This window comes from Capillimicrobium parvum (assembly GCF_021172045.1).
GTDB classification, from domain to species: domain Bacteria; phylum Actinomycetota; class Thermoleophilia; order Solirubrobacterales; family Solirubrobacteraceae; genus Capillimicrobium; species Capillimicrobium parvum.
The window spans coordinates 4,453,151-4,479,446 of sequence record NZ_CP087164.1 but is presented as its reverse complement, the minus strand read 5'-3'; the positions used below and the strand labels follow the sequence as shown (position 1 = coordinate 4,479,446).

At 73.8% G+C, this 26,296-nt stretch carries 27 protein-coding genes and 1 tRNA gene; 16 read left to right on the top strand and 12 right to left on the bottom strand.

What is annotated here, in order from left to right; all coding sequences use genetic code 11:
- The first annotated feature begins 23 nt into the window (after positions 1–23).
- The 5 genes from DSM104329_RS21775 (at position 24) to ispD (ending at position 4,715) form a co-directional block, all read left to right on the top strand.
- Positions 24–1,352, top strand: coding sequence for a hypothetical protein (locus DSM104329_RS21775; RefSeq protein WP_259311957.1), 1,329 nt, complete (start codon positions 24–26; stop codon positions 1,350–1,352).
- The gene (locus DSM104329_RS21770; protein ID WP_326924511.1) at positions 1,345–2,235 is read left to right on the top strand and encodes a sulfurtransferase; all 891 of its coding nucleotides are present in this window, start codon (positions 1,345–1,347) and stop codon (positions 2,233–2,235) included. Before DSM104329_RS21775 ends, DSM104329_RS21770 begins: the two co-directional genes overlap by 8 nt.
- Positions 2,236–2,292: 57 nt before the next feature.
- Positions 2,293–3,405 carry a DNA integrity scanning diadenylate cyclase DisA gene (disA, locus tag DSM104329_RS21765; RefSeq protein WP_259311955.1) on the top strand — a complete coding sequence of 371 codons (1,113 nt, stop codon included), beginning with the start codon at positions 2,293–2,295 and terminating at the stop codon, positions 3,403–3,405.
- A gap of 108 nt (positions 3,406–3,513) precedes the next feature.
- Positions 3,514–4,038: a CarD family transcriptional regulator gene (locus DSM104329_RS21760; protein ID WP_259311954.1), complete on the top strand. Its 525-nt coding sequence runs from the start codon at positions 3,514–3,516 to the stop codon at positions 4,036–4,038.
- Positions 4,039–4,064: 26 nt separating this feature from the next.
- The gene (gene ispD, locus DSM104329_RS21755) at positions 4,065–4,715 is read left to right on the top strand and encodes a 2-C-methyl-D-erythritol 4-phosphate cytidylyltransferase (protein WP_259311953.1); all 651 of its coding nucleotides are present in this window, start codon (positions 4,065–4,067) and stop codon (positions 4,713–4,715) included.
- A gap of 78 nt (positions 4,716–4,793) precedes the next feature.
- On the opposite strand, the gene DSM104329_RS21750 is transcribed toward ispD, so the two are convergent.
- Positions 4,794–6,284, bottom strand: coding sequence for a phytoene desaturase family protein (locus DSM104329_RS21750; RefSeq protein WP_259311952.1), 1,491 nt, complete (start codon positions 6,282–6,284; stop codon positions 4,794–4,796).
- Between the two features lie 36 nt (positions 6,285–6,320).
- On the opposite strand from DSM104329_RS21750, the gene DSM104329_RS21745 reads away from it, so the two are divergent.
- Both DSM104329_RS21745 and ispF read left to right on the top strand, forming a co-directional pair.
- Positions 6,321–7,157, top strand: coding sequence for a histidinol-phosphatase HisJ family protein (locus DSM104329_RS21745; protein WP_259311951.1), 837 nt, complete (start codon positions 6,321–6,323; stop codon positions 7,155–7,157).
- Positions 7,158–7,209: 52 nt separating this feature from the next.
- On the top strand, positions 7,210–7,686 hold the full coding sequence (gene ispF / locus DSM104329_RS21740; protein WP_259311950.1) for a 2-C-methyl-D-erythritol 2,4-cyclodiphosphate synthase: 477 nt from the start codon (positions 7,210–7,212) through the stop codon (positions 7,684–7,686).
- A gap of 7 nt (positions 7,687–7,693) precedes the next feature.
- On the opposite strand, the gene DSM104329_RS21735 is transcribed toward ispF, so the two are convergent.
- The 4 genes from DSM104329_RS21735 to DSM104329_RS21720 all read right to left on the bottom strand — a co-directional run bounded on the left by DSM104329_RS21735 (position 7,694) and on the right by DSM104329_RS21720 (position 13,427).
- Complete coding sequence (locus DSM104329_RS21735) at positions 7,694–10,753, bottom strand: hypothetical protein (protein WP_259311949.1); 3,060 nt, start codon at positions 10,751–10,753, stop codon at positions 7,694–7,696.
- Between the two features lie 108 nt (positions 10,754–10,861).
- Positions 10,862–11,350, bottom strand: a complete 489-nt coding sequence (locus DSM104329_RS21730; RefSeq protein WP_259311948.1) for an SRPBCC family protein — start codon at positions 11,348–11,350, stop codon at positions 10,862–10,864.
- Positions 11,347–12,195, bottom strand: coding sequence for a lysophospholipid acyltransferase family protein (locus DSM104329_RS21725; protein ID WP_259311947.1), 849 nt, complete (start codon positions 12,193–12,195; stop codon positions 11,347–11,349). The genes DSM104329_RS21730 and DSM104329_RS21725 overlap by 4 nt, the downstream gene beginning before the upstream one ends.
- Complete coding sequence (locus DSM104329_RS21720; RefSeq protein ID WP_259311946.1) at positions 12,195–13,427, bottom strand: alpha/beta fold hydrolase; 1,233 nt, start codon at positions 13,425–13,427, stop codon at positions 12,195–12,197. The genes DSM104329_RS21725 and DSM104329_RS21720 overlap by 1 nt, the downstream gene beginning before the upstream one ends.
- A gap of 68 nt (positions 13,428–13,495) precedes the next feature.
- Here DSM104329_RS21720 and cysS point away from each other — a divergent pair, with 68 nt between their 5' ends.
- The 4 genes from cysS (at position 13,496) to DSM104329_RS21700 (ending at position 16,817) form a co-directional block, all read left to right on the top strand.
- Complete coding sequence (gene cysS, locus DSM104329_RS21715; protein ID WP_259311945.1) at positions 13,496–14,839, top strand: cysteine--tRNA ligase; 1,344 nt, start codon at positions 13,496–13,498, stop codon at positions 14,837–14,839.
- Complete coding sequence (gene rlmB / locus DSM104329_RS21710) at positions 14,836–15,537, top strand: 23S rRNA (guanosine(2251)-2'-O)-methyltransferase RlmB (protein WP_259311944.1); 702 nt, start codon at positions 14,836–14,838, stop codon at positions 15,535–15,537. Before cysS ends, rlmB begins: the two co-directional genes overlap by 4 nt.
- 138 nt (positions 15,538–15,675) lie before the next feature.
- On the top strand, positions 15,676–16,323 hold the full coding sequence (sigH, locus tag DSM104329_RS21705) for an RNA polymerase sporulation sigma factor SigH (protein ID WP_259311943.1): 648 nt from the start codon (positions 15,676–15,678) through the stop codon (positions 16,321–16,323).
- 110 nt (positions 16,324–16,433) lie between these two features.
- Complete coding sequence (locus DSM104329_RS21700) at positions 16,434–16,817, top strand: hypothetical protein (RefSeq protein WP_259311942.1); 384 nt, start codon at positions 16,434–16,436, stop codon at positions 16,815–16,817.
- 59 nt (positions 16,818–16,876) lie between these two features.
- Here DSM104329_RS21700 and ligD read toward each other — a convergent pair whose 3' ends face one another.
- The 7 genes from ligD to DSM104329_RS21665 form a co-directional block, all read right to left on the bottom strand.
- Positions 16,877–19,234: a DNA ligase D gene (ligD, locus tag DSM104329_RS21695; protein WP_259316244.1), complete on the bottom strand. Its 2,358-nt coding sequence runs from the start codon at positions 19,232–19,234 to the stop codon at positions 16,877–16,879.
- Positions 19,235–19,249: 15 nt separating this feature from the next.
- A complete protein-coding gene (locus DSM104329_RS21690) occupies positions 19,250–19,636 on the bottom strand; it encodes a hypothetical protein (RefSeq protein ID WP_259311941.1) in 387 nt (128 codons plus the stop codon).
- Between the two features lie 98 nt (positions 19,637–19,734).
- Entirely contained in the window at positions 19,735–20,373 is a 639-nt protein-coding gene (locus DSM104329_RS21685) for a hypothetical protein (protein WP_259311940.1), read from the bottom strand.
- A gap of 121 nt (positions 20,374–20,494) precedes the next feature.
- Positions 20,495–21,559, bottom strand: a complete 1,065-nt coding sequence (locus tag DSM104329_RS21680) for a M20/M25/M40 family metallo-hydrolase (protein ID WP_259311939.1) — start codon at positions 21,557–21,559, stop codon at positions 20,495–20,497.
- A 5-nt stretch (positions 21,560–21,564) separates the two neighbouring features.
- On the bottom strand, positions 21,565–21,942 hold the full coding sequence (locus DSM104329_RS21675; RefSeq protein ID WP_407655940.1) for an FKBP-type peptidyl-prolyl cis-trans isomerase: 378 nt from the start codon (positions 21,940–21,942) through the stop codon (positions 21,565–21,567).
- 225 nt (positions 21,943–22,167) lie between these two features.
- Positions 22,168–22,240, bottom strand: a tRNA-Thr gene (locus DSM104329_RS21670).
- A gap of 24 nt (positions 22,241–22,264) precedes the next feature.
- Positions 22,265–22,798, bottom strand: coding sequence for a hypothetical protein (locus tag DSM104329_RS21665; RefSeq protein WP_259311937.1), 534 nt, complete (start codon positions 22,796–22,798; stop codon positions 22,265–22,267).
- 49 nt (positions 22,799–22,847) lie between these two features.
- Here DSM104329_RS21665 and DSM104329_RS21660 point away from each other — a divergent pair, with 49 nt between their 5' ends.
- From DSM104329_RS21660 to DSM104329_RS21640, 5 genes are read left to right on the top strand one after another with little or no spacing between them, the layout of a single operon-like run.
- Entirely contained in the window at positions 22,848–23,891 is a 1,044-nt protein-coding gene (locus tag DSM104329_RS21660; protein WP_259311936.1) for a lysophospholipid acyltransferase family protein, read from the top strand.
- Positions 23,892–23,915: 24 nt separating this feature from the next.
- A complete protein-coding gene (locus DSM104329_RS21655) occupies positions 23,916–24,470 on the top strand; it encodes an RNA polymerase sigma factor (protein ID WP_259311935.1) in 555 nt (184 codons plus the stop codon).
- Positions 24,467–24,814 (top strand): hypothetical protein, encoded by a 348-nt coding sequence (locus DSM104329_RS21650; protein WP_259311934.1) that lies wholly within the window; start codon positions 24,467–24,469, stop codon positions 24,812–24,814. The genes DSM104329_RS21655 and DSM104329_RS21650 overlap by 4 nt, the downstream gene beginning before the upstream one ends.
- Before the next feature lie 31 nt (positions 24,815–24,845).
- Entirely contained in the window at positions 24,846–25,433 is a 588-nt protein-coding gene (locus DSM104329_RS21645) for an RNA polymerase sigma factor (protein ID WP_259311933.1), read from the top strand.
- On the top strand, positions 25,430–26,149 hold the full coding sequence (locus DSM104329_RS21640) for an anti-sigma factor (protein WP_259311932.1): 720 nt from the start codon (positions 25,430–25,432) through the stop codon (positions 26,147–26,149). The genes DSM104329_RS21645 and DSM104329_RS21640 overlap by 4 nt, the downstream gene beginning before the upstream one ends.
- Positions 26,150–26,296: the final 147 nt, after the last annotated feature.

The following is a 26,296-nucleotide window of genomic DNA, read 5'->3' as shown; positions in this document are numbered from 1 at the left end:
CGGGATCTGGGAGTCTGGTGGCGATGCGCCGCCTCCTTCTCGCGCTCCTGCTTGCGCTGCTGATGCTCGCGCCGGCGGGCGCCCGCGCGCAGACGACGTCCGCCTCGCCGGCGGTGCAGGACGCCGCGCAGGCGCTGCAGTCGGACTCGGTCTACGTCGCGCCCGACAACAACGCCGGCATCACCCCGGCCGACGCCGACCGCATCCGGGCCGAGATCCGCAACAAGGGCGAAGGACCGATCTACGTTGCCGTCTTCGGGCCGGGGCAGGGCGAGCCGGCCCAGTTCGGCCGCCAGCTCGTGCGGGCGCTCGACGCCGACGGCGTGTACGCAATCATCGCTGGCCCGAGCGGGCGCTCCTTCGCGGGCGGCAGCGGGCCGAACTCCGGGCTGGCTCGGGGGGTGGCGCCGCGGCTCGCCGACGAGGCGCTCTCGGCCGAGCGCTCGAACGGGGCGACCGCCATCCTCACCGACTTCATCGACCGCGTCGGCGAGGCCCGCATCAACGGCGGCAAGCCGAAGGACAGCTCGAGCTCCGGCGCCGCGTTCATCGTCGTGATCGCCGCGCTGTTCCTCGTCGGCGGCGGCTTCTTCTTCTGGCGCTCGCGCGTGAAGCGGCGCGCGCAGGCCGAGCAGACCGCCGAGCTGCGCAAGGTCGCCGACGAGGACCTCGTGGCGCTCGGCGACGACATCCGCGCGCTCGACATCGACGTCGAGATGCCGAATGTCGACCCTCGGGCCAAGGAGCAGTACGCCCGCACGCTGCAGGCCTTCGAGCAGGCGTCCGCCGGCCTGCGCGAGGCCCGCCGCCCCGAGGACTTCCGGCCGATCGGCCAGACGCTCGAGGAGGGCCGGTACGCGATGGAGGCGGCCAAGGCGCGCCTGGAGGGCCGTGAGCCGCCCGAGCACCGGCCGCCGTGCTTCTTCGACCCGCGCCACGGCCCGTCGACCCGGGACGTGGAGTGGACGCCGCCGTTCGGCGCCCCGCGGATGGTCCCGGCCTGCGAGGCCGACGCGCTGCGCGTCGAGGCCGGCGAGGACCCGAACGCCCGCGAGGTCGAGATCGCCGGACAGGGCCGCGTGCCCTACTGGCAGGCGCCCGCCTACTACGGCCCGTACGCGGGGGGCTTCTACGGCGGCTTCGGCGGCTCCGGCCTGCTGACCGGGTTCCTGGCCGGCTCGCTGCTGGCCGGCGGCTGGGACACCCCGGCCTACGGCGGCGACTGGAGCGGCAGCGGCGGCGACGGCGGCGGGGACTGGGGCGGCGGCGGCGACCTCGGCGGCGGCGGCGACTGGGGCGGCGGCGGCGACTTCGGCGGAGGCGGGGACTTCGGCGGAGGCGGCGATTTCTAGCGGGCGGCCCACCGGCGCCGCCGGACCGCCGGACGGCCGGCACCACGAGGCGGCGCCCGGTTCGGCCTTCGGCCCGCTCGTCGACGCTGCGTGGCTGCAGGCGCACGCCGGCGACGTCGTGGTCGCCGACGTGCGCTGGTACCTCGACGGCCGCTCCGGCCGTGCCGCCTACGACGCCGGCCACATTCCCGGCGCGGTCTGGGTGGACCTCGACACGGTGCTCGCGGGGCCGCCCTCGCCCGAGCGCGGGCGCCACCCGCTGCCCGATCCGGAGCGCTTCGCCGCCGGGCTCGCCGCGCTCGGCGTCGGCGACGACGACACGGTGGTCGCCTACGACGACGCCGGCGGGTCGGTCGCGGCGCGGCTCGTGTGGCTGCTGCGCGCGATCGGCGGCCGCGCGGCGGTGCTCGACGGCGGCCTGGCCGCGTGGCCGGGGGCGCTCGAGACCGCACCGGCGCGGCGGCCGCCCGCCGCCCGGGCCGTCGTCGCCTGGCCCGCCGACCGCCTCGCCGAGGCCGGTGAGGTCGCAGCGGCCGGCGTCCCGGTCCTCGACGCCCGGGCGCCCGAGCGCTACCGCGGCGAGACCGAGCCGATCGACCCGCGACCGGGCCACATCCCGGGTGCGGCGAACGTCCCCTGGGCGTCGACCCTCGACGAGGCCGGCCGCTTCCGCCCAGCCGAGACGCTGCAGTCGCAGTTCGCCGCGGCGGGGGTCCGGCCGGGCGCCGCCGAGGCGCCGATCGCCTACTGCGGCTCGGGGGTCACCGCCTGCCACGTCCTGCTCGCCCTCGAGGCGGCGGGGCTCGGGCCTGGCCGCCTTTACCCCGGATCCTGGTCACAGTGGAGCGCCAATCCGGAGCGCCCGGTGGCGACGGGTTCGTAAAAGCCGCCGATTTGCAGGCGATTAATCTGCCGCTGAGACCGCTAGAATGTAGGTCTCATGTCGTCACGGTCCGGGGAAGAGCTCAGTGAGCTCGAAGCGCGTCAGGAGCCCCGGCTCGTCAAGGCGCTCGAGATGGTCGCGCCCGGTACGGCCCTGCGCGAGGGGATCGACAACATCCTCCACGCCCACACGGGCGGCCTGATCGTCGTCGGGGAGCCCGAGGAGCTGAGCTTCCTCTTCTCCGGCGGGATCAAGCTCGACGTGGACTTCACGCCCGCCCTGCTCTACCAGGTGGCGAAGATGGACGGCGGCATCGTCTGCAACGCGAACTCGACGAAGATCGCGATGGCGAACGTCCAGCTCATCCCGGACCCCACGATCCTCTCGCTGGAGACCGGCACCCGCCACCGCACCGCCGAGCGCGTCTCCAAGCAGACCGACTCGCTCGTCATCGCGATCTCCCAGCGGCGCGAGGTCGTCTCGCTCTACGTCGACGGCGCGAAGTACATCCTCGAGGACATCCCGGTGGTGCTCGCCAAGGCCAACCAGGCGCTCGCCACGCTCGACAAGTACCGCACGCGCCTCGACCAGGTCTCCACGCGCCTCACCGCGCTCGAGTTCGAGGGCGGCGCCACGCTGCACGACGTGCTCACGGTGCTGCAGCGGTCAGAGCTCGTGACCCGCATGGCGGTCGAGATCGAGCGCTACATCGTCGAGCTCGGCACCGAGGGCCGCCTCATCGAGATGCAGCTCGAGGAGACGATGGTCGGCACCGCCTCCGACAAGGCCGCCCTCATCCGCGACTATCTCGCCGATCCGAGCGACGAGGCGTTCGCCACCGCGCTCGACCAGATCGGCCGCCTGCCCCATCAGGACCTGCTCGACTTCGGCCGCCTCGCCGAAGTGCTGGGCTACGACCGAAAGCTGAACACCCTCGACTATCCGGTGTCGCCGCGCGGCTACCGGATCCTCGGGCGCATCCCGCGGCTGCCGAAGATCGTCGTCACGCAGATCGTGCGCGACTTCGGCGGGCTCGACGAGATGCTCGCGGCCACGGATGCCGAGCTCGAAGCCGTCGAGGGCGTGGGCGAGATCCGCGCCAAGGACATTCGCGAGGGCCTTCGCCGCCTGCAGGAGATCAACCTGGTCGACCGCTACCTGCAGACATGACGGCCACCCCCGTTCAGAGCTTCACCACAGACCAGGATCCGAAGGAGGAAGACCATCACCGACGTCACTGAAGAGCAGCTCCTGGAAGACCTCGAGGTCGAGCGCGAAGTGGAGTGCATCGCATTCGAGATCGGCGACTCCGTCGTCTACCCCCATCACGGGGCCGGCCGGGTCCTCAAGAAGGAGAACAAGAAGATGTTCGGTGAGGAGCGCGAGTACCTCACCATCAAGATCCTCCACAACGACATGACCGTGATGGTCCCGTGTGAGAACGCGGCCGTTGCGGGGCTTCGCCGGGTGATCGACGAGGAGACCGTCAAGAAGGTCCTGGCGGTCCTCGAGGACGACGTCTCGGAGATGCCCAAGAACTGGAACCGCCGGTTCAAGCACAACCGCGACAAGATCAAGACCGGTGACATCTACGAGCTGGCCGAGGTTGTGCGCAACCTGGCGCTGCGCGAGTCCGAGAAGGGCCTCTCGACCGGCGAGAAGCAGATGTTCACCCGGGCCAAGAAGATCCTGGCCTCCGAGCTGATGTACGCGCTCGACAAGGACGAGGAGGCGGCCGAGGCCTACCTCGACGACCTGCTCGCGCGTTCGGCGGAGGAGAAGGGGATCGTCGCCGCCAAGTGACGACGGACCGGCTCACCAGGTAGACGTTGGCCGTCGCGCTCGTCGTGGCGGCCGGACGTGGTGAACGCCTTGGCGCCTCCGGGCCCAAGGCGTTCGTCACGGTCGCCGGCCGTCCGCTGCTGGAGTGGTCGCTCGACGCACTGCGGGCCGCGCCGTCGATCGCGTCGGTGGTGGTGGCCGTGCCGCCCGGCGTCGAGTATCCGGGCGCCGTGGCCGGCGGCGAGCACCGCTCGGCCTCGGTGCGCAACGCGCTCGCGTCCGCGTCCGCGGGCGCCGATGACGTCGTGCTCGTGCACGACGCGGCCCGCCCGCTGCTGACGGTGCAGCTCGTCGAGGCATGCGTGGCGGGGCTCGCCGGCTTCGATGCGGTCGTCGCCGCCGCGCCGGTGACGGACACGATCAAGGAGGCGGGCGCCGACCGCGTCGTGCGCCGCACCCTGGACCGCTCGGCGCTGTGGGCGGTGCAGACGCCACAGGTCTTCCGGCGCGACGTGCTCGCGCGCGCGCTGGCGCAGGAGGACGCCGTGCTGGCCGCCGCCACCGACGACGCCGGCCTGGTCGAGGCGCTCGGCGGCCACGTGGGCGTGGTGCCCGCGCCGCGGGAGAACCTCAAGGTCACGACGCCGCTGGACCTGCGCGTGGCCGAACTGCTGCTGCGCGAGCGCGGCGCGGGCTGAGCCGGCGCGAGTTGCGCTTTGTGTCCGAAGGGTGGACGTAGAGCGCAACTCGGCGCCGACGGGGGGCGTCCCGGGGCGTTAGGCGGCGTCGAGCACCGCGCGGGCCGCGTTGTGGCCTGGGATGCCGCTCACGCCGCCGCCCCGCCGCGCGCCAGCGCCGCACAGCAGGATCCGCTCGTGCGGCGTCTCCACGCCCCACGTGCCGGCCTGCGCCTCGTCCTCGGCGAACGGCCACGCGAGGTCGCGGTGGAAGATGTGGCCGCCGGGCAGGCCGAGCTCGGCCTCGAGCTCCGGCGGGGTGCGCGCCTCGAGGCACGGCGCGCCGTGGGCGTCGAGCCACAGGCAGTCCTCGATCGGCTCCGCGAGCACGGCGTCCAGCGAGCGCAGCGTCGCCTCGACGGCCGCGCGCTTGGCGGCGCCGGGGTGGTCGCGGAAGAGGCGGGCGGGCATGTGCAGGCCGAAGAGGGTGAGCGTCTGCGCGCCCGCGGCCCGCAGGCCGGACCCCAGGATCGAGGGGTCGGTGAGCGAGTGGCAGTAGACCTCGCAGGGCGGCAGGTCCGGGATGCGCCCCGACGCCGCCTGCTCGTAGGCGCGCTGCAGCTGGGCGTAGCCCTCGTTGACGTGCAGCGTGCCCGCGAAGGCGTCACGCGGGTCGACGGCCGGGTCGCGCAGGCGGGGCAGCCGGCGCAGGACCATGTTGACCTTCAGCTGGGCGCCCTCGGGGCGATCGGCGGGCGGCGGCTCACCGAGCAGCCGCGCGAGCACCGCCGGCGCGACGTTGGCCAGGACGCGGCCGGCCTGCACGCGGCCGGCCTGCACGCGGCCGGCCTGCACGGCGCCGCCTTCGAAGCGGACCTCGCCCTCGGGGCTGACCGCGGTGACCTCGGCGCCGGTGCGCAGCTGCGCGCCCGCGGCCCGTGCGGCGCCCGCGAGCGCGTCGGTGAGCGCGCCCATCCCGCCGACCGGTACGTCCCAGTCGCCCGTCCCGTTGCCGACCACGTGGTAGAGGAAGCAGCGGTTCTGGCGCAGGTCGGCGTCGTGTGCGGAGGCGAAGGTGCCGATGAGCGCGTCGGTCAGGACGATCCCGCGCAGCGTGTCGCCGGCGAACGCGCGCTCGACCGCCTCGCCGATCGGCCGTTCGAACACCGCCTCCCACGCCTCGTCGTCGGCCACCAGCGCCCGCGCGTGCTCGCGCGCCGGCAGCGGCTGGGTCAGCGTGGGCGCGAGCGCACGGGCGATCCGGCCCGTCATCGACGACCACGCGCCGAGGTCGGGGTTCAGCACGCCGCCGTCGCCGACCGGCGTGTAGGAGGCGACGCGGCGCCGGCGCAGCTCGAGGCGCAGGCCCAGCTCGTGCGCCAGCGCCCGGGGGAACAGCGAGACGAGGTACGAGTAGCGCGACAGCCGCGCGTCGACGCCCGCGAACGGCCGCTCGGAGACGGTCGCACCGCCGAGGTGCTCGCGGCGCTCGAGCAGCAGGACCGATCGGCCGGCGCGCGCGAGCAGCGCCGCGGCGACCAGCCCGTTGTGCCCGCCGCCGACGATCGCGACATCCACCGGCTGAGCCATGGAGCGCAGGCTAGGGCGGATACCTTCTGGCGCCGCATGCTGACCGACTACCACGTCCACCTTCGCCCGGACGACCCCGACACGCCCGCCGACCGCTACTTCACCGCCGCCAACGCCGAGCGCTACCGCACGGTCGCGGCCGAGCGCGGCGTCCAGGAGCTCGGGGTCGCCGAGCACATCTACCGCTTCCGCCAGTCGCTCGAGGTCTGGGACCACGACCTGTGGCGCCGGTCCGCCGCCGACGACCTCGACGAGTACTGCGCCTTCGTGCGCGAGGAGACCGACCTGCGGCTGGGCATCGAGGCCGACTTCGTCCCCGGGCGTGAGGACCGGATGGCCGAGCTGCTCGCCGCCCGCGACTGGGACTACGTCGTCGGCTCGATCCACTTCCTCGGCGACGAGGCCCTCGACCATCCCGACTACGACATCTGGGAGCGCAACGCCTCGCGTCCCGACCGCGTCTGGGAGCGCTACTTCGAGTGGCTCGGCGAGGCGGCGCGCACCGGGATGTTCGACATCCTCGCCCACCCGGACCTCGTGAAGATGTGGGGGCGCGACCGCCCCCGCCCGGAGGGCGACCTGCGCCGCTTCTACGAGCGCGCGATGGACGGGATCGCCGAGTCCGGCGTCGCCGTCGAGCTGTCGACCGCCGGCCTGCGCAAGCCCACCGGCGAGCTGTACCCGGCGACGGCGTTCCTGGAGATGATCGTGGACGCCGGCAACCCGATCGCCCTGTCCAGCGACGCGCACACGCCCGACCAGCTCGCGTTCGGCTATGACCGGGCGCTCGAGGTGCTCGAGCAGGTGGGGGTCACCGAGCTCGCCGTCTTCGAGCGCCGCCGGCGGCGCCTCGAGCCGATCGGGGCGTCGTGACGCCCCGCGGGCGAGCACACACAACCGCTTGGACCCTGAGGGAGGTCTCGACGTGATCGGCCACGGCTACGACTCGCATCGCTTCGCGGCCGGCCGGCGGCTGGTGCTGGGCGGCGTCGAGATCCCCTACGACCGCGGGCTCGCCGGCCACTCCGACGCCGACGTCCTCACGCACGCGATCATGGACGCGCTGCTCGGCGCGGCCGGCCTCGGCGACATCGGCCACCACTTCCCCGACGACGACGGGCGCTGGCGCGACGCCGACTCGGTCGAGCTCCTGCGCGAGGTGGTCGCGCTCGTGGCCGCGGCCGGCCTCGAGCCGGTCAACGTCGACGCGACCGTCGTGCTCGAGCGCCCGAAGGTGGGCCCGCACTGCGACGCGATCCGCGCTCGGCTGGCGGCCGCGCTCGGGCTGGCGCCGGCGCGCGTGAACGTCAAGGCGACGACGGCGGAGGGCATGGGCCCGATCGGCCGGGGCGAGGGCGCCGAGGCCCAGGCCGTCGCGCTGCTGCGCGCCCGCTCCGGCTGACACCGCCTCACCGCACCGGCACGCGCAGCGTCGTGTGCGCCTTGCCCATCGACACGCGCACGGACAGCTTGCGCCCCTGGCGCTTCGCCTTGCCCGCGCCGCGCAGCGCGCGCTTGGGCACGGTCACGCGGACCGTCCTGGCCGCCAGGTGCGTGAGCGTCATCTGCCGCTTGGCGACCGCGAGCCGCGCCTTGCGGCGGCCCGCCTTCACCGCGAAGCCGCGCCTGCCGTGCAGGGTCATGCCCTTCGGCGTCCGCACCCGCAGCCCCGTGACCTTCTTCGTGCTGCGGACGGTCAGCAGGAGCCGGCCCCGGCGCAGGCGCGCGGTGGCGCGGGCGCCCGACCGGCTGGTCGCGTTCCTGAGCCTGCCGCAGACCTCGAAGCGGCCGACGACCGCCCTGCTCGCCCCGCTGTGGCCGACGAAGTCCGCGTCGCCGCGCAGCGTCTCGCCGCACTTCAGCGCCCGGATGTTCTTCAGGATGCCGGCCTTGCCGCCCTTCAGCGCGAGCTCGAAGCGCGACAGCGGCACGTCCGGGATGCCCTCGAACGTGTTCTGGACGCGACCTTGCCTCGACAGCGCGGTCTTGCCCGTGAGGTCGATGGTGAGCAGCCCCGTGAGGTGCAGCTTGAGCACCGGAAGACCGCCCTCCTTGGGCGTCACGAGGCGCACCGGCCCGGTCAGCGGGATCGGCAGCAGCGGCGTGACCGCGGTTGCGGTGCCGATGACGTTGCGATCGCCGCAGTCCTGTCCCTCCGGGCAGGTCACCGCGAGATGCGCCGTGTCGACCCCGAGCTCCTTCGGCAGGGTCACCGTCACGCTGCGCGCGGCGATCCCGCCCTCGCCCTGGCTGACGACGGCCGTCACCGCCGGGTTGGCGAACCTCTTGAGCTGCTTGCGCGTGCCGGTGATCCCGGCGAGCTTCGGCGTGAACGGCACCTTGTCGCAGCCGCTCGCCTGGTAGGGCGCCGCGGTCAGCGCGGTGGCGCCGAGCGTCGAGGTGAACGTCGCGGTCAGCTGCTGGACCCGGCAGCTCGTCGCGTTGCGCATGAAGCCCTTGCGGTCGAGCGTCAGCCTGATCTGGCGCAGGGCCAGCGGGATCCCGCCGACGATCTGCGGCAGGCCGTTGGCGGTGACGTCGAGCCCGGAGTCTCCGGGCCGCGCGACGATGCGCGCGAAGCTGACCGTCGTGCCGAGGTCGAACGGGCCGACCTTGCCCGGGACGGTGATCGCCAGGCCGGCGAGCGAGCCGTCGATGGGCGCGGTCAGGAAGACGTCGCCGTCGATCCGCAGGGGCGCGGATCCGGGTCCGGCGACCAGGGTCGCCGAGCCGACGCGGCTGTCGGCCGGGCACTGCGCGGCCCGGGCCCTGTCGAGGTCGCACAGGCCGATGCCGTTGCCGAGCCCGCCGACCAGGCCCGGCGGGAACGAGATCGCCATGTCCTTGATGCGCTGCGTGCGGTCCTCGCGCGTGATCGCGCTCACCGCCGTCGTCGGGGCGCCCGCCGTCGCGGGGTCGACGCTCGCGGCGAGCCCCGGCGCGAACGGGAGCGGGTCGGGGCAGGCGGTGCCCGCCCCGTCCCAGTCGACGTTGAACCGGCTCGCCGCGCCCGCCGGGCCGTTGCCGCTGTAGGGCGTCAGCGCGGCGCTGCTGACCGCGGGACCGCACGCCGGCGGCGTGACGAGGACCGCCCGTTCGCCGCCGCGGAAGCCGAGCGCGAAGGCGGTGAACGGCAGCTGGGGCAGGTTGGAGAACGTCGAGGTGATCTGGCCGGTGGCCCGGTCGGAGTCGACGTTGCCGATGAGCTTGATCCGCAGGCCGGGGCCGGGGACGTCGACGAACAGCCGCAACATCTGGCCGGGCTTCGGCTCGCCCTCGTAGACGGTGCCGCTGAGGGTGCCGACGAGCGGTGACGTGAACGACGTCGTGCCGACGACCGACGCGGCGGGGCACGACGGCGCGCCGCGCGAGCCCTGGCCGAACTGCTGCTCCGAGCAGGTCTCCAGGCCGACCGCGGTGCCCGGGTTCAGCGCCGTGCCGAGCGGCAGGACGACGCGGGCCTCGGAGACGTGGGCCTGGCGGACCGGCTCGTCGTCGGCCGGGATGCCGAGCCGGATCGAGTACGCGCTCGTGCTGTCGACGCGGGTGGTCTCGGGCACGACGTTCAGGCTCGGCGTGAACGGCACGGCGCCGCAGTCGGTCGGCGTGAAGGACGCGCTCGCGCCGTCGGCGGCGCCGGCGTAGGGCGTGACGTCGACCCGCGTGGTCGCCGCGGCGCACGAGGTCGGCAGCGTGACGAAGCCCTGGCCGCTGCTCGTGTGCCCGTTCAGCGTCAGGTCCATGCCGGTGATCTGCGTGTCGACGCCGGCGAACGAGGCGGGCAGGTTGTCGAGCGTGGACGTCAGGCCGAAGTCGGAGCCGTCGCGCACGGCGATCGGCGACTGCAGCCGGATGGCGCCGATCGGCGTGCCGGCGACCGGACGGACGTCGATGCCGAGGCGGGCGGGCTCGCCGGCGCCCGGCTCGAGGTTGAAGACGGTGCCGGGCGCGGTGATCGGGACGCTCAGCCGCCGTTTGCCGTCGCGGACGGGCTTGCCGATGCCCCGCGGGCGCGTCATCAACCGGCTGGAGGAGGGGCACAGGATCGGCAGCAGGGTGCAGATGGGGTTGCCGCCGCCTCCGCCCCCGCCACCTCCGCCGCCTCCTCCACCCCCGCCGCCTCCGCCGCCGCCCCCGAGGACGGGCACGCTGACGTGGACGCTGGTCGAGCCGACGACGCTGTCGGCGCCGCAGCCGCCGGCTTGGAAGGTCGCCTGGGCGCACTTCGCCGCGGCGTTCGGGTTGCCGACGAAGCCGGGCGGCAGCTGGATGGTCATCGCCCTGGGCGTGCTGTCGCCGCTGAAGCGAAGCGCCATGGTGAAGCTCGGATGTGAGCCGGCCTGCGTGCTCGTCGGCGTCGTCGCCAGGCTGCTGATGCTCAGTGCCGCGGAGGCGCCCGCGGGGGCGACGGCCGCGAGCCCGGCCACGATCGCCGCGGTGCCGAGCCCGCCCGCGAGCCTCCCCCTCAAGGTCATTCCCTGCCCTCCAGTGTCTGCCGGGTCATCCGAGCGGTTCCCGCGCCGCCCCACCCGCAAAGATAACGAACCACGTGTGTTCCTGACTCCTTGGTCAGGTACTCAGGCGGACCGGCGCGCGCCACGGCGCTGGGCGGCGGCGCGGCGCAGCTCGTCGTGCTCGACCTGGCGCTTGAGCTGGGCGAGCGAACGGCGCAGGTGGCCGCGGACGATCGGCTCGGCGACGCGCTCGGCGAGCCATCCGAACACGCCGGCGCCCGCGACGCCGTAGGTCAGGCGCAGCTCGACCCGGGTCCGGCCCGGCGTGGGCTCGCGCAGTCGCCAGCGCCCTCGCTGGTCGATGCCGGTGACCGAGTGCCAGGCGAGCTCGCGCGCCTCGTGGAACTCCACGACCTCGACCAGGCCGCCGACCTCGGCCGAGCCGACGCGCATGAGCATCCGGTAGCGCGCGCCGAGGCCACGCTCGGGACCGCCGGCCAGCTCCCACCGCGTGACGCCGTCCATGATGTGCAGGTAGCGGGCCGGGTCGGTGACGACCTCCCACACGGCCTGCGCGGGCGCGGCGACCTCCGTGTCGACCGTGACCCTCATCCCAGGACCGGCCAGCGCCGCTCGGCGGCGAGCGCGTCGAGGGCGTCCTGCATGCGGGCGACGACCTCGTCGTAGACCTCGTCCACGTCGGGATCCTCGCCGAACTCCTCGCGCAGGTCGATGCACGGGAGCACCTCGACGACGATCTTCGACGGCAGCGGGAGGTGGCCGCCGAAGTCGCCGACGTTCACGCCCCACGGCAGTGCCAGCGAGATCGGCAGGACCTTGAGCCGGAGCAGGCGGTCGAGGCGCAGCAGCCGCGCGAGGGCATCGCCGCGCGAGAGGAACAGCGCGGTCTCCTGCCCGCCGATGGAGACCACCGGCACGATCGGCACGCCCGCGTCGAGCGCGAGGCGCACGAAGCCGCGCCGGCCGGCGAAGTCGATCCGGGCGCCCTCCCACGTCGGACGGTGCACCTCGTGGTCGCCGCCGGGATAGACGAGCAGCGCCGCGCCGGCGCGCAGGGCCTCCTCGGCGTTCTCCGGAGAGGCGGCCACCGTGCCGAACTTGCGCAGGAAGCGGAGCCCCGGCCAGGACACGACGAGGTTGTGGGCGAGCTGGTAGAAGGGCCGCTCGACGCCGAAGTAGGCGCTGAAGGCGAGCGTGAAGACGCCGGTGTCGGGCGTGACGTTGCCGCCCGAGTGGTTGCCGACCAGGAGCACCGGGCCGTGGTCGGGGATGTGGCCGAGGCCGCGCACCTCGGCGCGGAACCACAGCGAGGACAGCAGCCAGAGTCGGGGCAGGGCGTCGCGGATGTAGTCGGGGTCGCGCGCGTCGAGGTCGGCGGCCGGCACGCGCGGCTGGAGCCGGCCGGCGACCGAGCGCACGAGCGAGGCGCCGACCATCAGGCGGCGAGCGGGAGGAGCGACTGCTCGCAGTCCTCGAGGAAGCCCGTCAGCAGGTCGTTGACCTCCGGCGCGCGCTCGACCTGCGGAACGTGGCCGCATCCGTCGAGGACGATCTGGCGGGCGCCCGGCAGCCACTCGGCCACGATCTTCTGAAAGCCGGCCGGGATGATGCGGTCGTGCGAGCCCCAGACGAACAGCGCCGGCGCCTGGAGGTCGCTCAGGCGCGCGTAGAACCCCTTCGCGCCCCAGGGCTGGTCGAGGTAGAGGTTGCGCCCCGAGGCGAGGAACGCGTGGCGCGCGCCCGCGGAGCGGTAGGTCTGGCGGAACTCGTCGACGACGAGGTCGGCGACGGCCGGGTCGATCGCGTCGCGGTCGGCGAACAGCGTCCACAGGCGCCAGGCGACGGCCGCGCGCGGGATGGCGTGGGGCAGCAGGCCGAACTCGGGGCGCAGGACGCGGACGACCGGGTGCAGCGAGCGCTTGACGAACGCGACGGCCGGACAGAGCAGGGCGAGCCCGCCGACGCGGTCGGGGGCGGTGAGGCCGACCTCGATCGCCACGCGGCCGCCCATCGAGTTGCCGACGAGGTGCGCGCGGTCGATGCACAGCGCGTCCATGGCCTCGACGACCGTCTCCGCGAACCAGCGGGCGGTGTACGGCGCGGTCAGCGGCTTCGAGGACGCACCGAAGCCGGGGAAGTCGAGCGCGTGGACGCGGTGCCCGGCCCCCGCCAGCGCGGCGGCGGTCTCGAAGAACGAGCTCTTGGCGCCTCCGAGGCCGTGCAGGAGCAGGACGTCGCTGCCCGCGCCCATCGTGAGGATCGAGACGGTGCGCCCGGGCAGGCCCAGGCGATGGACGCGCAGGAGTGGCGGGCGGCCGTTCGGCAGCCGGAACCGGCCCTCGAAGCCGACGGCGAGGTCGATCTCCCCGCGCGCGTAGATCAGGCGGCGCCGGAAGGCCTCGGCGCTGGAGATCTCGCCGTCGCGCAGGCGCAGCCACGTGCGCGCGTCGGTGCCGATGACGACGTCCGGGCGGCAGCTGGTGGTCCCGGAGCGCACGCGGGCGGTGCGTTCGGTCAGCCGGACCTCCCAGGTGCGCCCCACGTCGCCGAGGCGCACGTGGTAGCAGGCGGCGAAGCCTCGCTCGGCGCCGAGATAGCGCTCGGGGAGCGTGCGGAAGGCCTGGTCGACCTCCTCCAGGAGCGCGTCGGACGAGGGCTGGCGGGACACGGAGGTCTCAACGGTAATCGGATCGCCGGATCCGAGTCGCACTGGCTTCCCCGTAAATTGCAGACGATATGCGCGAGATCCGCCTGCACGACACCCGCACAGGCCGGCTGACGGCCCTCGACGCGCCCGGCGGGCGCGTGGGGATATACGCCTGCGGTCCGACGGTGTACGCGCGCATCCACATCGGCAACGCGCGGCCGTTCGTCGTCTTCTCGCTCCTGCGCCGGTTCCTCGAGCACGAGGGCCTGCGTCCGGAGCTGGTCATCAACGTCACCGACATCAACGACAAGATCTACGTCGCGGCGCGCGCGGCGGGTCGGCCCAGCGACGAGCTCGCGCGGGAGATGGCCGCCTTCTACGTGGCCGACACGGATCTGCTGGGGCTCGGGCGGCCGGACCACGAGCCGCTGGCCTCGCAGACGCTCGACGGGATCATCGGACTCATCGGTTCGCTCGTCGAGCGCGGCCACGCCTACGAGGCCGGCGGCGACGTCCTGTTCAGCGTGCGCAGCGACCCGGACTACGGCTCGCTGTCGCACCGCTCGGTCGACGAGATGGACCAGGGCGAGGGGGTCGAGGGCGCCGAGCGCAAGCGCGACCCGCTGGACTTCGCGTTGTGGAAGGCGCGCAAGCCCGACGAGGACACCTGGTGGGCCTCGCCGTGGGGGCCGGGGCGGCCGGGCTGGCACATCGAGTGCTCGGCGATGGCCGAGGAGCTCCTCGGGGTCAACTTCGCCATCCACGGCGGCGGCTCGGACCTCGTCTTCCCCCACCACGAGAACGAGGCGGCGCAGACCCGGGCCGGCCGGGGCGCCGAGCTCGCGCGGATCTGGATGCACAACGGGATGCTGCAGTTCGCCGGCGAGAAGATGGCGAAGTCGACCGGCAACATCGCGCCGCTGCACGTCGTGGTCGAGCGCTGGGGCCGGGATGCGGTGATCCTGGCGTTCTGCGCGGCCCACTATCGCCAGCCGATGCAGTTCGGCGATGGGGTCATGCGCCAGGCCACGGCGGGCGTGGCCCGCCTTCGCGAGGTCTCACGCGTCGTCGTCCCGGGGGAGTCGCCCGAGGACTTCGTCCCGATCCGCGACGCGTTCTTCGACGCCCTCGCGCAGGACTTCAACACCGCCGGGGCGCTGGCGGAGCTCTGGCGATGGATCAAGGAGGCCAACCGTCACGGGGATCCGGTCGGACGCGGTCATCTCGAGGAGATGCTGCAGGTCCTGGGGCTGGAGAACCTGCTCGGACCGGAGCTCGGCGCGCCGGATCACGTGGTGGACCTCGCCCGCCGGCGCCAGCAGGCGAGGGAGAGCCGGGACTTCACGCTCGCGGACGTCCTGCGCGACGAGATCGCGCAGAACGGGTGGACGGTGCGCGACGGCCCGGGCGGCTTCGAGCTGACGCCGGCGTGATCGTCTACGGCCGCAACCCGGTGCGCGAGGCGCTGCGGGCCGGGCGGCGGCCGGTGACGCACGTGTGGGCGACGCGCCGCGCCGCCGGTGAGCCGTGGCTGCGAGACGTCGCGGTGAGCGACGCGCGGCCGGAAGCGATCGAGGCCCGCTGCGGGTCTGCGGCCCACCAGGGCATCTGCGCCGAGGTCGGGCCCTATCCGTACGCCGGCGCCGCCGAGCTGCTCGCGGCGGCCGATCCGCTGATCGTCGCGCTCGACGAGCTCGAGGACCCGCAGAACGTCGGGGCGATCTGCCGGACCGCGGAATCGGTGGGGGCGACCGGGGTCGTGCTGCCCGAGCGGCGGTCGGCCGAGGTGACGCCGGCGGTCTGCAAGGCCTCGGCGGGCGCGGTCGAGCACCTGCGCATCGCGCGGGTGCGCAACCTCGCGGACTTCCTCGGCGACGCGAAGCGCGCGGGGTGCTGGTGCTACGGCGCGGCGGCGGAGGGCGCGGAGCCCTACGACCGCCAGGACTACGCGGGCGGCGTCGTCCTCGTGCTGGGCGCGGAGGGCAAGGGGCTGCGCCGGCGGGTCGCGGCGTCGTGCGACGTGCTCGTCGCGCTGCCGATGATGGGCCGGGTCGGCTCGCTGAACGTCAGCGCGGCCGCTGCGGCGCTGTTGTACGAGATCTTGCAGCGCCGCCTTGACAGAGAGTCATAACTCTGGGTAAATCTGCGCTACTCGACCGTAAGGTAGAGGTTGAGGTAGTCATATATCCACTTCTGGCGCCCTGGGAGGGCGCGTCAGGGGGCGAAATCGGTACTCGGCCACTGTGGAGTGGCCAGGAGGATCTGCTCCATGGCGCGTCTGTCCATCCAATCTCAAGGTCAACTTCAGGTCGATGATGGCTTCCTCATCGCCTTGGCGAAGCAAGGAAATGCCGATGCGTACGACAGGATCGTGCGCCGCTACTACGGCTTCGTCCGGCTGAAGGCCTCGTCGTACTTCCTGGCCGGCGGCGACGCCGACGACCTGATCCAGGAGGGCCTGGTCGGGCTCTACAAGGCGGTGCGCGACTACCGGACCGACCGCGAGTCGAGCTTTCGCAACTTCGCCGAGCTGTGCATCACGCGCCAGATCATCACCGCGGTCAAGACGGCGACGCGCAACAAGCACACGCCGCTCAACGGCTACGTCTCCTTCTCGGCGGCGCCCGCCGCGGCGTCCGACGGAGAGCCCACGCTCGACGAGGTCATCCCCGGCCCGAGCGTCCACGACCCCGTCAACCAGGTCATCTCCTCGGAGGAGCTGCGCTCCCTGGTCGACTGCATCTCGACGTCGCTGTCGGAGCTCGAGGCGCGCGTGCTGTCGCGGTACCTCGACGGCTACTCATACGAGCTGATCGGCGAGCGCCTCGGCTGCGACACGAAGACCGTCGACAACGCTCTGCAGCGCGTGAAGCGCAAGGTCGGCACGCATCTGCGCTCGCGCGCCGTCCCGGCCTGAGCGCGCCGTCCCGGCGTGAGCACGCCGCCCGTCGACGAGGCGTGGCCGTGGTCCTCGGCGCGGACGGGCCGGCGCCGCTCGCATAAGGGTGGCCGAATACCATGGTCGGGATGCCCACCTGGCTCCTCATCCTCATCATCGTCGTCGGCGCGCTGATCGTCCTGTTCCTCGTCGGGGGCGCGATCGCCGTCAGCCGCCGCAACGCCGCGAGCGGCGGCCGGCTGCTCCGCGAGCTGGCCGGCGCGAACGAGGCCCTGGCCCGCGCACGGGCGGAGGACCGGGGCTGGGACCGCGACACGATCGACGCCGCCGCCCGTACGGCGCACCTCGCCCGGCGGCCCTCCGCGCAGATCACGGCGCTGCACCTCGTCCAGGTCGTCGACCGGCCGGGGACCGAGCACGACGAGGCGCGGGTGCGGATCACCGACGATGCCGGCGTGCACGACGTCCTCCTGGGCCGCGCCGGCGACGCGTGGGTCGAGCGCACCGGCTGACGGCTCGAAGCGGGCTGGTGGCCCGTCTGGCAACCATCGGCCCGAAATGCGGGCTGCGGCTACAGCTTCGGCAGCCGCTGGACGACGCTCAGCGTGGGGGCGAAGAGATCGCCGCGCTCGGCCACCCTGTCGAGGACCGCGTCGGTGTCGAAGACGAGCAGCTCCGGGTCGCCCGCGTCATGGCAGGCCTGCACCTCGTCCCAGTCGACCGGCGTCGACACCGTGGGGCGCTCCTTCGCCCGCACGGAGTAGACGCAGACGGTCGTCTTGTGCTCGTCGTTCTGCGACCAGTCGACGAGCACCTTGCCCGGCCGCAGCGTCTTCGTCTGGCGTGAGACGACCAGGTCGGGCACCTGCGCCTCGAGCAGCTCGGCGACTGCCTTGGCGAACGGCTTGGTGTCGTCGTACGTGAGGTCCGGCTCGTTGAGCGGGACGTAGACCTGCAGCCCCTTGGAGCCGGAGGTCTTGGCGGCCGACACGAGCCCGAGCCCGTCGAACAGCCCGCGCAGGATCAGGCCGACCTCGCAGCAGGCCACGATGTCGGCCGGCGGGCCGGGGTCGAGGTCGAACACGAGCATCGTCGGGCGCTCGATGGGGTCCGCGCGTGACAGCGACGTGTGCAGCTCGATGGAGGCGAGGTTGGCCAGCCATCCGAGCGTCGCGACGTTCTCGACGAGCGTGAAGTCGATCGCCTTGCGCCCGGTCGAGACGCGCGCCGTGTGCACCCACTCCGGCCGGTGCGACGGCGAGTTCTTCTCGTAGAAGTGCTGCGCGTCGACGCCGTTCGGGTAGCGCTTGAGGGTCAGCGGCCGGCCTTCGAGGTGCGGCAGGATCGCCGGTGCGATGCGCAGGTAGTAGTCCACGAGCCGCCCCTTGGTGAACCCCGTCTGCGGCCACAGCACCTTCGACCAGTTCGAGACCTTGACCACCTGGCCCTCGAGGTGCAGTTCGCGGGCGTCGCCCGGGAGCTCGCGCACGACCTCGAGCGCATCCTTGTCCTCGCGCAGGCCCTTGAACGAGGGGTGGCGCAGCAGGCCCTCGGTCGTCCACTCGGTGAACTCGACCTCCGCCAGCAGGCACGGCCGCACCCAGATCGCCCCCTTCGGCCCGCCGCGGCCGAACGGGTTCTCGTCGGTGCGCAGAGGTCCGAGCGTCTCGGCGAGGGCGTCGAGCGCCTGCTCGGTGAACCCGGTGCCCACCCGCCCGGCGTAGCGCAGCGGGCCGCCGTCCTCGTCGTGCACGCCGACGACGAGCGCGCCGATCCGGCTCTCGCGCCGCCCCTCGCCGGGCAGCCAGCCGGCGATCACGACCTCCTGGCGGTTGACGTTCTTGACCTTGATCCAGCATGACGAGCGCCGCCCGGGCTCGTACGGCGCGTCGCGCCGCTTGGCGATGAGCCCCTCGAGGCCCTGGGCGGCCGTCGCCTGGAGCAGCGCCGCGCCGTCGCCGAGGTGCGCGGCCGGCGTCTGCCACGCCGGCCCGCTGAGGTCCAGCGCCTCGAGCGCCCCGCGCCGGTCGTCGTAGGGCCGGTCCATGAGCGAGTGCCCGTCGAGCCACAGGAGGTCGAAGAGCACGAGGACGACCGGGACGTCGCGCGCCCTGCGGCGCACCTGGCTCTCGCCCGTCAGGTGCATCCGCTGCTGCAGGCGGGCGAAGCTCGGCCGCCCGTCGGCGTCGAACGCGACGATCTCGCCGTCGAGGATCGCGCGGTGGTGGCTGAGCGCGCGGTTCAGCGGCCGCAGCTCCGGATAGGACGCCGTGATGTCGCGGCCGTTGCGCGACTCGAGCCGCAGGCGCCCGGGCTCGGAGTACACGAGCGCCCGCACCCCGTCCCACTTGATCTCGTAGGACCACCGGTCGCCCTCGGACCCGGGCCGCCCACCCGGCAGCCTGCCCGGCTTGGCGAGCATCGGGACGATCGCCTCGGGCATCGGCTCGGCCCCGGGGTCGACCGCCGGGTCCATGCGGTGCATGAGCCAGTCCTTGCCGTCGGCGCCGGTCCGGATCAGCGCGTACCGGCCCCGCAGCCGCTCGCCGTGGAAGGTCGCGATCACCTCGTCGTCGCGCCACTTCTCCGCCTCGTACGTGCCCGAGTCCCAGATGGTCATCGTCCCCGCGCCGTACTGGCCGCGCGGGATCTCGCCGTGGAACTCGAGGTACTCGAGTGGGTGGTCCTCGGTGCGGATCGCCTTGCGGTTGCGCTTCGGGTCGTCGGGGATGCCGTTGGGCACCGCCCACGACGCGAGGGCGCCGTCGCGCTCGAGGCGCAGGTCCCAGTGCAGGCGGGTCGCGTGGTGCTCCTGGACGACGAAGCGCGCGCCGCCCGGGCCGTCCCCGCGGTCCCCGCCCGCGGGCTCGGGCGTGCTCTCGAGATCGCGCTTGGCGCGGTAGTCGGCGAGCTTGTCGCGGGCGGGCAGCGCAGTCTCCGCCGGTCAGCGGTCCGCGGCGAGCCCGGGTCCGGCGCCGGGGTCGTCCGGGCCCTCCTGCGGGTCGCGCGTGACCTCGGTGACGTCCTCCTCGTCGGCCTCGCCGTAGACGGCGTGATCGACCTCCTCGGTGCCGCGGTCGACCTCGGCGCGGACGGCGCGCACCTCCACGCCGGGCGTCGCCGGCCCCTGCTCGGCGTGCTCGCGCAGCTCCTCCTCGGCCATCTCGAAGCCCTCGGCCTCCCCGCCGCCGCCCTCGTAGACGGCCTGCATCGCGGGATCGTGGTCGAGGTCGGCCTCCTCCTCGCGGGTGGGGCGGCCGCCGATGCGACCGGCCTCGGCCGCGGCGGCCGCGGCCTCCTCGTCGGCCAGCGGGTCAGGTCTGTCGGTCATGCGGATCGGCTCCTTCTGCGTTCGGTCCCATCATCCCCGAACGGCCTACCCGGCGACCGGGGCGCCCCAACGGGACGCCCCGGACCGCCGACCACGACTCAGGAGCAGAAGACGCCGAAGTGGAACGGCAGCGGCGCGTTGACGCCGTTGAGGTCCCGGGTGATGAACGTGATCTGCTGGGCGGCGGTCGTGCTGACGTTGCCGCCGGGCTGCAGGGAGACCGTGCCGCCGTTGGACGCGCTCGCCGTGTTGCCGCCGAGTTGGTAGCCGCCGATCGAGGCGACCGCGGGGCACTGGCTCACGTTCTGGTTGAACGAGACGGTGTACACGCCGGCACCGCCGACGGAGACCGCGGCGACGCCCGTGCCGTACACGAGGGTGCCGCCGGGGCTGACGACGCCGCTGATGCCGGCACCGGAGCCGGGAGGGCCGGCCGGGCCCTGCGGGCCGGCGGGCAGCTGGCCGCTCGCGAAGTCCGACGCCTGCAGCGAGCCCGACTGGACCTGGGCGCTCGTGATCGAGTTCTCCTGGATCTCCGAGGCGCCGACGGAATTGGCCTTGATCTTCGACTTCGTGACCGCGTTCTTGGCGATCTTCGACCCGGTGACCGCGTGGGTCTTGATGTCGCTGGAGCTGATCGTCGCGGCGGCCATCGCGGTGCCGCCGGAGATGGCCAGGAACAGCGCCAGCGATGACGCGACGTTGGCGTATGACAGGCGCTTGCGAAGTGTGCGCAAGGGATGAAACCTCCGGTGCGAGCAGGGAAAAGGACGCGCGCGGGCGACACTACTCCACCACCCGGCGATCGCAGGAACACTGCAGCAGAGCTTGCGGAGCGGTCTGGCGCTCGGCAGCCGCTCAGCGATCGCCCAGCCCGCGGCCGAGCGCGTCGAGCAGATGCTCGACCGCGGCCAGGCCCGCGGGCAGCGGAGCGAGCTCGACGTGCTCGTCGATGCGATGGGCGTTCGCGCCGTGCGTCAGCGACACGCAGACCGCCGGGATGCCCCGTCCCATCGCGGCGTTGGCGTCGGTCGAGGAGGCGCTCTCCTCGGCCGGCCCCAGACCCGCGGCCGCGCGCGCGGCCTGGGCCGCCGCGACGAGCGGATGGTCCGCCGGCGTACGCCCCGCGGGGCGCCGGCCGACCTGGCGCACCTCCGCGCGCGCGGTCTGCAGCGCGGCGGTGACCGCCGCCGTCCGGCGGTCCAGCACCGCGTCGTCCTCGTCGCGCAGGTCGATCTCCGCCTCGGCCTCCGCGGCGATGGTGTTGATCGTCGTGCCGCCGCGGACGACCCCCACGTTCACGTGGCCGCGCCCGGCGGCGCGCAGCGCCGCGTGCAGTGCCCCGACGAGGGCGTGGACGGCGCTCGGCGTGCCGCGGTCGCCCCAGGAGTGCCCGCCGGGCCCGCGGGTGGTGGCGATCAGTCGCGCCGAGCCGATGCCGGCGATCTGGATCGACTCGAGTCCGTGCCCCTCGAGCGCGACGAACGCGTCGCACTCGACGTCGTCGAGCAGGGCCCGGGCGCCGCGCAGGTCGCCGAGGCCCTCCTCGCCGACCGTCGCCGCGAGCACCACGGGGTGGCCTGGCGGTGCCGCCCCGAGCCGCCGGGCGAGATGCACGAGCGCGGCGACGGCGAGCGAGTCGTCGCCGATCCCGGGGCCGCGCAGGAGATCGCCGTCGCGGCGCGGTTGCAGCGGCGTCGCCGCGTCGAAGACCGTGTCGAGATGGGCGGCGACGATCGCCGCCGGCCCATGTTCCGGGCCGAAGCGCGCGACGACGTCGCCCACGGCGTCGACCTCCGGGCGCGCGCCCGCCTCGCGCAGCAGGTCCGCGACCAGCGCGGCACGGGCGCCCTCGTCGAACGTGGGCGCCGCGACCGCGCAGATCCGCAGCGCGTCGGCGACGAGCGCGTCCACCGCGCCCATCGTGCTCAGCCCGGCTCGACGGCCCGCAGGTCGACGACGAAGACCAGCGGCGCGTTCGGGGGGATGACGGGCGGCGACCCCTCCGTGCCGTACGCCAGGTCCGGCGGGATGGTCAGCTCGCGCCGGCCGCCGACCTTCATGCCCTGCAGGCCCTGGTCCCACCCCGGGATGACCTGCCCGACGCCGAGCTGGAAGTTGATCGGCTGCCCGCGGTCCCACGACGCGTCGAACTGCTTGCCGCTCTTGTAGAGGACTCCGACGTAGTCGGCCGTGACGACGTCGCCGGCCTTCGCCTCGGCCCCGGTCCCCTCGACGATGTCGCGGATCTTCAGCTTCCTCGGCGCCGGCCGGTCCGGCACGTTGACCTCCGGCTTCTGATCCAGCGCAGGGTCGGTGGCCGCCTGGGTAGGTGTCGTCGACGGCGCGGTCGGCGCCGGCGCGACCGTGGCCGTTCCGGTTCCGGTGGCCGCCCCGGCCGCGGACGTGCCCGAGGTGGACGACGAGGTGTCGTCGCTGCCGCATCCGGCGGCGGCGAGCGCGAGGACGGCGAGGCTGGGGAGCAGGAGGCGTCGCATCGCGCGGCAGGGTAGTGGTTGGGCCTGCGTGAGCGCCCGCCCTCGGATTCGAACCGAGATCCCCGTCATTACAAGTGACGTGCTCGACCAGTTGAGCTAAGCGGGCGGGGCCGGTTGGGCGTGGCGCGGATCAGGGGCTGCGCACGGCGTGCTCGAGCGACCCGTGGCCGTTGGAGCTGATGACGTGCTCGTAGCTGGGCACCTCGGCGTCGGACGGGGTGTTCAGCCGCCGCTCGAGCTCGCCGAGCACGACGCCGAAGATGAGGTGGCGCCACGTGGCCTGCGCCAGTGCGGCGCGGTTGCCGGCGAGCGCGGGCAGGTCCTCGCGCGCGGGGTGCACGCGGTCGCTGACCGCGGCGAGCGGCCACGTGCCGAAGTTCTCGGCCAGCGCGGCGGCGGGCCCGCGCGCCCACGAGGGCAGCGGCAGCCGCGGGGCCACGTTGGCGTAGACGGCGCCGAACAGCGCGCCGTTGGCCAGGTGGATCGCCGTGCCCACGAGCCGGGCCGGGACCGTGCGCCGGGTGACGAGCTTGCCGAGCAGCTCGGTGTCGTCGTAGTCGATGCCGAAGACGCGCTTGTCGAGCGGCTGCTGGGCGGCCCACACGCCGGCGGCCACGGCGCCGGCCAGCGCTCCTCGGAGGGTCTGTGCGGTGTCGATCGCCATGGGTCAGCTCCACTGTAACGACGCGCGGCCACCCGGGGTACTCACCCACATGGACCGTGCCGCGTATCTCGAGCGGGCCCGCCGCCGGGGGGTCAACCCCTTCCTGTACTGGATCGTGCGCGGCCTGTTCCAGCCCTTCTTCCACCTCTACTTCCGGATGAGCCGCATCGGCCGTGAGCACGTGCCCCAGGAGGGCGCGATGATCATCGCCGCCAACCACCGCTCGTTCCTGGATCCGTTCGTGATCGGCACGCTCGTGCGCCGGCCGGTGTACTTCGTCGCCAAGAAGGAGCTGTTCCGCAAGCCGCTGACGGCCTGGTTCCTCAATTCGCTCGGTGCCTTCCCGATCGACCGCGGCAACGGCGACGGCGACGCGATGGCGGCGGCGCGCGAGATCCTCGATCGCGGCGACGTCGTCGTGATCTTCCCCGAGGGCACGCGCACGCGCCCGGGCGCGCTGGGCAGTCCGAAGCGCGGTGTCGGCCGTCTGGCGCTCGAGAGCGGCGCCCCGGTCCTCCCGGTCGCCGTCATGGGGACCGAGGCCATCCGCCGCGGCTGGCGCATCCGCCCGCACAAGGTGCGCATCCGCATCGGCCGGCCCCTGCGCTTCCCGCGCGTCGAGCATCCGTCGCCCGACCTCGCGCGCGCCGTCACCGAGCGCATCTGGCCCTGCGTCGCGCTGCAGTGGGAGTGGCTGGGCGGACGCCCGCCGATCCGGCGCGCGGCGATCGTGGGGACCGGGCGCGAGGCCGCCCGCGCGGCCGCCACGCTGCAGGCGGCGAACATCGAGGTGGCGGGCGGGGACCTCTCCTCGCAGGATCTCGTCTGGCTCGCCGTGGGCGCGGACGAGCTGCCGGCCGCGCTGGACGCGGCCGCCCCGCACATCTCCGAGCGCGCGGCCGTGGTGGTGGGCGCGAGCGGGCTCGTCGACGGCCAGCTGCCGGCGGCGTACATCGCCGAGCGGTGCCGCGCACGGGCGGTCGCGTCGGTCGACGACGCGCTCGTCGTGGCCTCCGACGACCGCGGCCTCAACCGCGAGCTCGCGGCGCTCCTGCCCTCCTCGACTGCGGCGCCCGTCCGCGCGGTGGCCTGAGGCGGGCGAGGTAGGCTCGGGTGCGTGGCCACTTCGGACACCGCTGCCAGGAAGGCCGAGCTCGACGAGCAGTTCGCGGCGCTGTACCGCGCACACCTGCGCGACGTCTACTCCTACGCGTACTACCGGGTGGGCGATCACCACGACGCGGAGGACCTCACCGAGCAGACCTTCCTGCAGGCCTACCGCCACTTCGAGCGCGCGACGGCGGAGTCGGACGGGCGGCCGCTGCGGCCGTGGCTCATCCGCATCGCCCACAACCTCGCCGCGAACCTGTACCGCGACCGCTCGCGCAAGCCGCAGACGCACATCGACGACACGACGGTCATCACGGCCCCGCACACGACCGAGGACCTCGTCGAGGGCCGCGACGAGCTCTCGCGCATCCTGGCCGGCATCCAGCAGCTGCCGGACGACCGCCGCGAGGCGCTGATCATGCGCTTTGCCCTCGGCATGGACAACCGCGAGATCGCGCGGGCGCTCGGCCGCAGCGACGGCGCCACGAAGGTGCTCATCCACCGCGCCATCCGGCAGCTCGAGGGAATCGTCGGCTCGACGTCGAAGGGAGGCGGTAGGTGAGCGAGGCGGCGGCCACCGACTTCGAGGCGCTCCTGCGCCGTGCACTGGCTCCGGTCGACCCGCCGGATGAGCTGGCGGGCCGCGTCGAGGAGACGCTCACGTCGATCACCGAGATGGCCGCGGACGAGCTCGAGGCGTGGGAGATCGGCGCGATGCGCGACCCGCGCAACTGGGTGCGCCCCGCCGCGGCGGTGCTGGCGGGCACGACAGCCGGCGTGGCGCTCGTCGCGCTGCGCACGAAGCAGCGCTCCAAGCAGCGCCGAAGGGCGTCCAACAACGTGCTCGAGCTGGCCGAGCGCACGGTCCACGACGCCATGCACGAAGCTCGGCGCCTCTGGCGCTGATCCGGGCGGCGGCCCGGGGCGTATGCCTGACGTGGGCCGAACGCCGCCAGACGCTCTGCGTCAGCTTGCCGACGAGGACCTCATGCACCTCGTGCGGCGCGGCGAGGCTCGCGCCTTCGAGGTGATCGTCGAACGTCACCAGAGCGCGGCGTTCGGTCTCGCCTACCGGATGAGCGGCACGCGCGCCACGGCCGAGGACGTCGTGCAGGAGGCGCTGCTGTCGCTCTGGCGCTCCAACACGCGCTACGACCGCGCTCGCGGCTCCGTGCGCACCTGGATCCTCGGCATCGTGCACAACCGGGCCATCGACGCGCTGCGCCGCGGCACCGTGCACGATCGCCGGCGGGCGAGCGACGAGGGCATCGAGGAGCGCTTCGAGGCGGCCGAGCGCACCGAGGTCGAGGTCGCCCGCCGCGAGGAGGCCGGCGAGGTCCGCAGCGCGCTGCAGTCGCTGCCGCCCGACCAGCTGCGGGTGATCGAGCTCGCGTACTTCGGCGGCTTCACCCACATCGAGATCGCCGACATGCTCGGCGCGCCGCTGGGCACCATCAAGGGCCGGATGCGCCTCGGACTGGCGAAGATGGCCGACCTGCTGGCGCAGCAGGGGACCGCATCGTGAGCACTTCCTTCGACCACGACGAGCTGCTGTCGGACGCCGCCGTCTGGGTGCTCGGCGCGCTGCCCGACGAGGAGGCGGCGCGGTTCGCCGACCACCTGCGCGGCTGCGACGCGTGCCGGGCCGAGGTCGCCCGCCTGCAGGGCGTCGCCGACGTGCTGGCGCTCGCCGCGCCCCCCGCCGAGCCGTCCCCCGCGCTGAAGGCGCGGCTCATGGACGTCGTCGAGCGCGAGGCGCAGCTGCTGGCCGCCGCGGGCCCCGAGGCCGACCGGCCCGAGCGCAGGGAGCGCAGAGGCTGGTGGAGCCGGCTCCTCGCGCGGCCGTGGATCCTCGCGACCGGCGCGGCGGCGCTGCTGGCGGTCGGTGTGGTGACCGGGGTGCTCGTGTCGGACTCCGGTCCGTCGCAGAGCACTCGGCCGGTCACGGCGATCGCCCGCGCGCAGGGCGCGAGCGGCGAGCTCGTCCAGCGCGGCGACCGGGCCGAGCTGCGCTTCACGAACATGCCGGCGCCGCCGCCGGGCCGGGTGTACCAGGTGTGGATCCTGCGCGGGAACAAGCCACGGCCCGACGCCGTGTTCACCGTCGACCGCGCCGGGCGCGGCTCGGTGATGCTGCGCGGGGACCCGAGCGGCGCCAAGGCGGTGCTCATCACCGACGAGCCGGCCGGCGGCAGCATGACGCCGTCCGTGGAGCCGTACGTGTCGGTCACGCCGGCGTAGCCGCACGCGCGCGGGCCGGAGTGACGGGGCGGCGCCGAGGGCGCCGCTATCTTGATCGGTTCAAGGAATGGCCACCTGCTACCGCCACCCAGATCGCGAGACGGGCGTCTCCTGCTCGTCCTGCGGGCGGCCCATCTGTCCGGACTG